At 67.8% G+C, this 6,485-nt stretch carries 6 protein-coding genes and 1 pseudogene; all 7 read left to right on the top strand.

Annotated features, from left to right (window positions below):
- Positions 1-811 (top strand): annotated as a pseudogene (locus tag VIW71_RS22145) (FAD-dependent oxidoreductase); the annotation flags it as partial.
- Between the two features lie 125 nt (positions 812-936).
- A complete protein-coding gene (locus tag VIW71_RS22140) occupies positions 937-1,584 on the top strand; it encodes a nitroreductase/quinone reductase family protein (protein ID WP_331624232.1) in 648 nt (215 codons plus the stop codon).
- Between the two features lie 125 nt (positions 1,585-1,709).
- Positions 1,710-1,889 (top strand): hypothetical protein, encoded by a 180-nt coding sequence (locus tag VIW71_RS22135; RefSeq protein ID WP_331624231.1) that lies wholly within the window; start codon positions 1,710-1,712, stop codon positions 1,887-1,889.
- 52 nt (positions 1,890-1,941) lie between these two features.
- The gene (locus VIW71_RS22130; protein ID WP_331624230.1) at positions 1,942-2,757 is read left to right on the top strand and encodes a dienelactone hydrolase family protein; all 816 of its coding nucleotides are present in this window, start codon (positions 1,942-1,944) and stop codon (positions 2,755-2,757) included.
- Between the two features lie 147 nt (positions 2,758-2,904).
- A complete protein-coding gene (locus tag VIW71_RS22125) occupies positions 2,905-4,545 on the top strand; it encodes an MFS transporter (protein ID WP_331624229.1) in 1,641 nt (546 codons plus the stop codon).
- Between the two features lie 33 nt (positions 4,546-4,578).
- Complete coding sequence (locus tag VIW71_RS22120) at positions 4,579-5,229, top strand: hemerythrin domain-containing protein (protein ID WP_331624228.1); 651 nt, start codon at positions 4,579-4,581, stop codon at positions 5,227-5,229.
- Between the two features lie 227 nt (positions 5,230-5,456).
- The coding region (locus tag VIW71_RS22115; RefSeq protein ID WP_331624226.1) for an NAD(P)/FAD-dependent oxidoreductase at positions 5,457-6,485 on the top strand (1,029 nt) is incomplete at its 3' end.

The following is a 6,485-nucleotide window of genomic DNA, read 5'->3' as shown; positions in this document are numbered from 1 at the left end:
GGAGTTCAACAAGTACCTGGACATGTACCCGGCGGTGAAGCGCCAGTTCGAGGGCGCCAAGCGGGTGCGTGAGTGGGTCTCCACCGACCGCCTCCAGTACAGCTCCAAGCAGTCCATCGGCTACCGCTGGTGCCTGATGTCCCACGCGGCCGGCTTCCTGGACCCGCTGTACTCCCGCGGCCTGTCCAACACCTTCGAGGTCGTCTTCTCGCTGATGTCCCGGCTGCTGCCGGCCCTGCAGGACGACGACTTCTCGGTGGAGCGGTTCGAGTACGTCGACCAGCTGGAGCGCGGCCTGCTCTACTACAACGACCTGCTGGTCAACAGCTCGTACATCTCCTTCTCGCACTTCCGGCTGTTCAACGCGGTCTTCCGGGTCTGGGGCGGCTTCCTCACCCCGGGCGTGATGCGGCTGACCCGGGCGCGGGTCAACTACCAGCTCACCAGGGACACCTCGCACCTGGAGGAGCTGGAGAAGGTGGAGTACCCCGGCCTGTGGTACCCGGACCCGGTGTTCCGGGAGATCATCGAGCTGACCGCCGAGACCTGTGACAAGTACGAGGCCGGCGCCATCGACGGTGACACCGCCGCCGACATCATCTTCGACAAGCTCAACAACTGCGACCTGCTGAACCCGGTCTTCGGCTGGAAGGACCCCGAGGACACCCGGTTCATCGTGCCGACCACCGCGATGATGGCGCGCTTCATGTACTGGGGCATCACCAAGGCCCCGGCCCAGATGAAGGACCTCGCCTCGTCCACCCTGACCGGCTCCATCCGGGCCGGCATCAAGGGCCGCAAGCTCCTGTGATCTCTGAGGCTGAGCTCTGACGAGCTCTGACGAGCTCTGAGGCCGAACTCTGAGACGCACCCTCGGAAACCGAGATCCCAGGAAACCAGGTACCCCCCAGGAACCCCAGGAAAGGGAACACCTCCATGCAGACCACCCCGAAGCCCGTGGCCGACGACGCCATGGACATGTCGATGGGCGACACGTCGGTGATCCGGGAGACCAACGCGCTGACCTCCTGGTCGACCACCCGCCCGGAACTCAACGCCGGTCCCTTCATGCGGGCCTTCGTGCGCTTCAACGTCTACCTCTACTCCAAGCCCCCGGGCGGCATCCAGAAGCGCGTCAACAAGTTCTTCCTCAACTTCAACATCTGGGCCTACCAGCAGACCCAGGGCCGGGTCATGGGCCGCTTCGGCGACCTGGACGCGCTGCTGCTGCACACCCTGGGCCGCAAGTCCGGCAAGATCCGCACCGTGCCGCTGGGTTACCAGTTCGAGAACGGCATCTTCTACGCGGTGGCCGTCCCGGGCCACTTCGATGTGCCCGGCGGCCCCAAGGCCATCCACCCGGCCTGGTACCTCAACGTGAAGGCCACGCCCGAGGCGACCATCGACATCGGCCGGGAGCAGATCGACGTCGTCGCCGAAGAGGTGACCGGCGCCGAGCGCGACCGGATCTGGAAGATGTACACCGACGTCTACCCCTTCATCTGGGAGTTCCAGAACCGGGCGAGCCGTCTGATCCCCGTGGTGAAGTTCACCCCGAAGGACATGCTGCCCGCGAAGATGTGACCGGCCGGGGGGCCTGTTCGTGATCAGGCCCCCCGCCGCTTGCGCGATATCCCCCCGAGCCCGGAGGAGGCCCCCCTACCATGAGTGCGGTTTCGGAAACGGAATCCGGGAAGGGACCGACGCCGATGCGTACCTGGATCACGGCCGGCACGCTGGCCGCCAGTCTCATCACGTCCACCAACAAATTCCGCAAGGCGAACGGTTCCACCGACTACATAGATCACGTCGACGTGATCGCCAGCTTCACCACGTTCTTCGTTCTCGCCGTCCGGGCCACCCGGGGAGCGAAGTCGGGCAAGGCCTGACTCCCGCGCGCCCGGCCCGGCGGCCGTTATCTCTTGATTGAAGGAGACCCTCGTGACCGGTTCCGCACCGACCTCCGATCTCACCGGCTGGCGCAAGACTCCGTTCACGGGGGCCGGGCTGACCCACGACGTGTACGAGAAGGGCACCGGGCCCGGTGTCGTCCTCGTCCCCGAGATCCCCGGGATGACCCCCGAGGTGCTGGGCCTGGCCGACCACATCGTCAAGCAGGGCTTCACCGTCGCGATCCCGTCGCCGTTCGGTGAGCCGGGGCGCAAGGCGTCCGCGGGCTACGGCATCCAGACCTTCGCCAAGCTGTGCGTGTCCGCCGAGTTCCGTGCCTTCGCCACCAACGCGCACCGGCCGATAGCCGACTACCTCAAGGCGGTCGCCCGGGACCTGGCCGCGCGCACCCCGGGGCCGGGCGTCGGCATCATCGGCATGTGCTTCACCGGCGGCTTCGCACTGGCCGCCGCGGTGGACGACGTGGTGCTCGCCCCGGTGCTCAGCCAGCCGGTGCTGCCCTTCCCGGTGGGCGGCAAGCGCGCCGCCGACCCGGGCCTGTCCCAGCAGGAGCTGGACACCGTGGTCGCCCGGACCAAGGACTCCGGCCTGTGCGTGCTGGGTCTGCGGTTCAGCGAGGACAAGGGCTCCACCCGGACCAAGTTCGCCACCCTGCGCCGCAGCCTCGGCGACGCCTTCGAGGTGATCGAACTGGACTCCTCCAAGGGCAACGCCGGCGGCTTCGCCTCGTCCGCGCACTCGGTACTGACCGCCGAGGTCCGCGAGACCCCGGGGCACCCCGCCCTCGCCGCCCGCGAGCGGGTGGTGGAGTTCCTCCGCGAGCGGCTCGCGCCCGTCGAGGCCTGAGCCCGGGTCCTTCCGCCGGTCCGCCGCCGCATCCCCCCGAGCCGCGTCCCCGAGCCGTGTGGCCTGTGTCTCAGCTGGGACAGCCGATGTCACACCCGATCAACCCTGACGGCTCTTGGGCTCAAGGGGACGCGGCAAGGAGGAACCGTGAACAAGTGGCGAGGCAACCCGTGGCTGATCCTGACGATCCTGTCCTTCGGGTTCTTCATGACTCTGCTCGACCTGACAATCGTCAACATCGCCATCCCGGACATGGTCGACAGCCTGGACGCGTCGCTCGACCAGATCCTGTGGGTGGTCAACGCCTACACGCTCGGACTTGCCGTACTGCTGATCACCGCCGGCCGGCTCGGTGACCTGCGGGGTAAGAAAACCCTGTTCATAGCCGGGGTGGGCGTGTTCACCCTGGCCAGCCTGGCATGCGGGCTGGCCCAGGACCCGGGCCAGCTGATCGCCTTCCGCGGTCTGCAGGGCGTCGGCGCGGCGCTGCTGCTGCCGCAGACCCTGTCGATGATCGTGGACGTCTTCCCGGACGAGAACCGCGGCGTCGCGCTCGGCATCTGGGGCACGGTCGCCGGTCTCGCCTCGGTCGCCGGGCCGAGCCTGGGCGGCCTGCTCGTCACCAAGCTGGACTGGCGGTGGATCTTCTTCGTCAACGTGCCGATCGGCGTGCTGGTGATCGCCGCGGCCTTCTTCGTGATGCCGACCGCGACCCGCACGGTACGGCACCGGTTCGACATACCGGGCGTGGTGCTCGCCACCGTCGCGCTGTTCCTGCTCGCCTTCGGCCTGATCGAGGGCCAGAAGTACGAGTGGAACGCCGGGATCTGGGCCACCATCGCCGGCTCGGCCGTGCTGCTCGCGATCTTCCTGGTCTACCAGCGCGGCCAGCAGGACAACGAACCGCTGGTGCCGTTCGAACTGTTCAAGGACCGCAACTTCTCGGTGGTCAACTTCGTCGGCATCGCGGTGTCCTTCGGTATCGTCGGCCTGATCCTGCCGCTGACCATCTACCTGCAGTCGGTGCTCGGGTTCAGCGCCCTGAAGGCCGGCGGGGTGCTGGTGCCGATGGCGCTCGGCTCGATCGTCACCGCGGGCCCGTCCGGGGTGCTCTCCGACAAGTTCGGCGGCAAGTACATCCTGATGGCCGGTCTGCTGGCGTTCGCCGGCGGCGTCCTGTGGATCGTGGCGACCGCGGAGGTCGGCGAGGGCTGGCTCGGGCTGCTCGGCCCGGTGCTGCTCATCGGCCTCGGCATGGGCGCCACCTTCACGCCGATGGCCACCGAGGTGATGCGCAACGTGCCGCCCAAGCTCACCGGCGCCGCGTCCGGCGTCAACAACGCCCTGCGGCAGGTCGGTTCGGTGCTGGCGGGCGCGGTGATCGGCGCGGTGCTGCAGAACCAGCTCGTCTCCGCCCTCAAGGACCAGGCACAGGCGCGGGCCGGCTCGGTCCCGGCGCAGTACCGGGGCCAGTTCACCGACAACTTTGCCGAGGCCGGCAAGCACCTGGCCGTCGGCGGCGAGAACGCCGGCGCGATGAAGCTGCCCGGCAACGTGCCGGCCGGCGTCGCCCACCGCGTGCAGGACGCCGCGACCGCGGTCTTCGGGCACGGCTTCGTCGACGCGATGCGGCCCACCATGCTCGTCCCCGTCGGCGTGCTGGCCGTCGGCGTGGTCGCCTGCCTGGTCATCGTCAGCCCGCGCGGCCCGGCCGCGAACCCGCACGGTGTGCCCGCCCCCGACGGCGAACTCGGCGCCGAGTCCGATCCGGTGCCCCAGCACGGCTGACTCCCGCAGCCGATCCGTGGAAGCGAAGGAATCATGACGACCGAGACAGAACGCATCGTTACCGCCAACTCGCCCGACAAGATCAACTTCACCGAGATGTACGTCACCCACGACGGCTTCCGGCGTGACCTGGAGCGGCTGGCGGCCGCCGCGGCGGCCGGCAAGACCGACTCCCCGCACGTGCGCGAGGGGTGGGAGACCTTCAAGAAGCAGCTCCACGTCCACCACACCGTGGAGGACGCCTGGCTGTGGCCGCGGCTCAAGGAGCGGGTGGCCGACCGTCCCGACGACCTGGCGCTGCTGGAGGCGATGGAGGCAGAGCACTCCGTCCTCGACCCGCAGCTCGACGGCGTCGACGAGGCGCTGGCCACCGGGTCGCCCGACCTGTTGGCCAAGGTGCAGGAGCTGACCGCGGTCCTCGACAAGCACCTCGCGCACGAGGAGGCCGAGGCGCTGCCGCTCATCCAGTCCGTGATGACGCCCAAGGAATGGCGCGGCTTCAGTGGCGCGATGGCCCGCAAGCAGCGCCTCAGCGGCGCGGCGGAGTGGATTCCATGGATCACCGACGGAATGTCCGCCTCGGACTCGCAGAAGTGGCTCGCGCGTATGCCTCCGCCGCTGCGGCTGATGAACAAGCTTTCATGGCAGGCGCGTTATCGTAACCGGAATCTGTGGAGTTTCTGAACTTCACCCGCGCCACCGCGGATCAATGGGGTTGACACCTAGTGCCGCCGCGTGTCACGCTTTTTGTGGCGGCCGACGTCTGTCCATGTGACGCGCCCCAGCATCCCAGAACGCTTTGCATCTCATCGCCGGGCCGGCCCTCACGGGTCGGACCCGGCGATTTCTTTTGCATGCCCTTTTCCTCAACTCCCTGATTCCACGCTGATTCGAGAAGAGAGGGGCGCTCAGTGCCCAGCAAGCCCAAGGAAGTCGTCCCGGCGAAGAACACCTCCAAGGCCCCCGAGCACTGCGATGTGCTGATCGTCGGCTCGGGCCTGGCGGGCTCGGTGAGCGCGTCGATCCTCGCCCGTCAGGGCAAGAAGGTCGTCATGGTCGACGCCGCCACCCACCCCCGGATGGCGATCGGCGAGTCGATGACCCCGCAGCTCATCGAGTGGCTGCACATCCTGGCGCTCCGCTTCGACGTACCGGAGCTGAAGCACCTGCTGGACATCAAGGCCGTCACCAAGTACATCGGCCCGTTCCACGGCAGGAAGCAGAGCTTCGGCTTCATGCGGCACAGCCCGGGCAACGAGCCCGACCCGCGCGAGGCGACCCAGTTCGTCATCCCCAAGCTGCTCACCGAGGCCAGCCACCTGTTCCGGCAGGACACAGACTCGTACTACTTCAACGTCGCGGCGAAGTACGGGACGGTCACCCGGCAGAACTGGCGGGTCTCGGACCTGGACTTCGACGACGACGGCGTGACCGTGACCGGTCAGAACGGCGAGGTCTTCCGGGCGCGTTACCTGATCGACGCCTCCGGCTTCCGGTCGCTGCTGGCCGAGAAGTTCGACCTGCGCGAGCAGCCGGCCCGCTTCAAGCACCACTCGCGGTCGATGTTCACGCACTTCATCGGCGTCAAGGACTTCGACGACGTCTGCCACCACCCCAACAGCCTGCGCCCGCCGGCCGCCTCCCCGTGGAGCGGCGGCACCATGCACCACCTCATCGAGCGCGGCTGGTTCTGGATCATCCCGTTCAACAACTTCAAGGGCTCGCAGAACCCGATCACCAGTGTCGGCCTCACCTTCGACGAGCGGCTGTACCCCAAGCCGAAGGACATGACGCCGGAGGAGGAGTTCAACAAGTACCTGGACATGTACCCGGCGGTGAAGCGCCAGTTCGAGGGCGCCAAGCGGGTGCGTGAGTGGGTCTCCACCGACCGCCTCCAGTACAGCTCCAAGCAGTCCATCGGCTACCGCTGGTGCCTGATG

Source organism: Streptomyces sp., from assembly GCF_036524955.1.
Taxonomy (GTDB): Bacteria; Actinomycetota; Actinomycetes; order Streptomycetales; family Streptomycetaceae; genus Actinacidiphila.
This window is presented reverse-complemented; position numbering and strand designations above follow the sequence as displayed.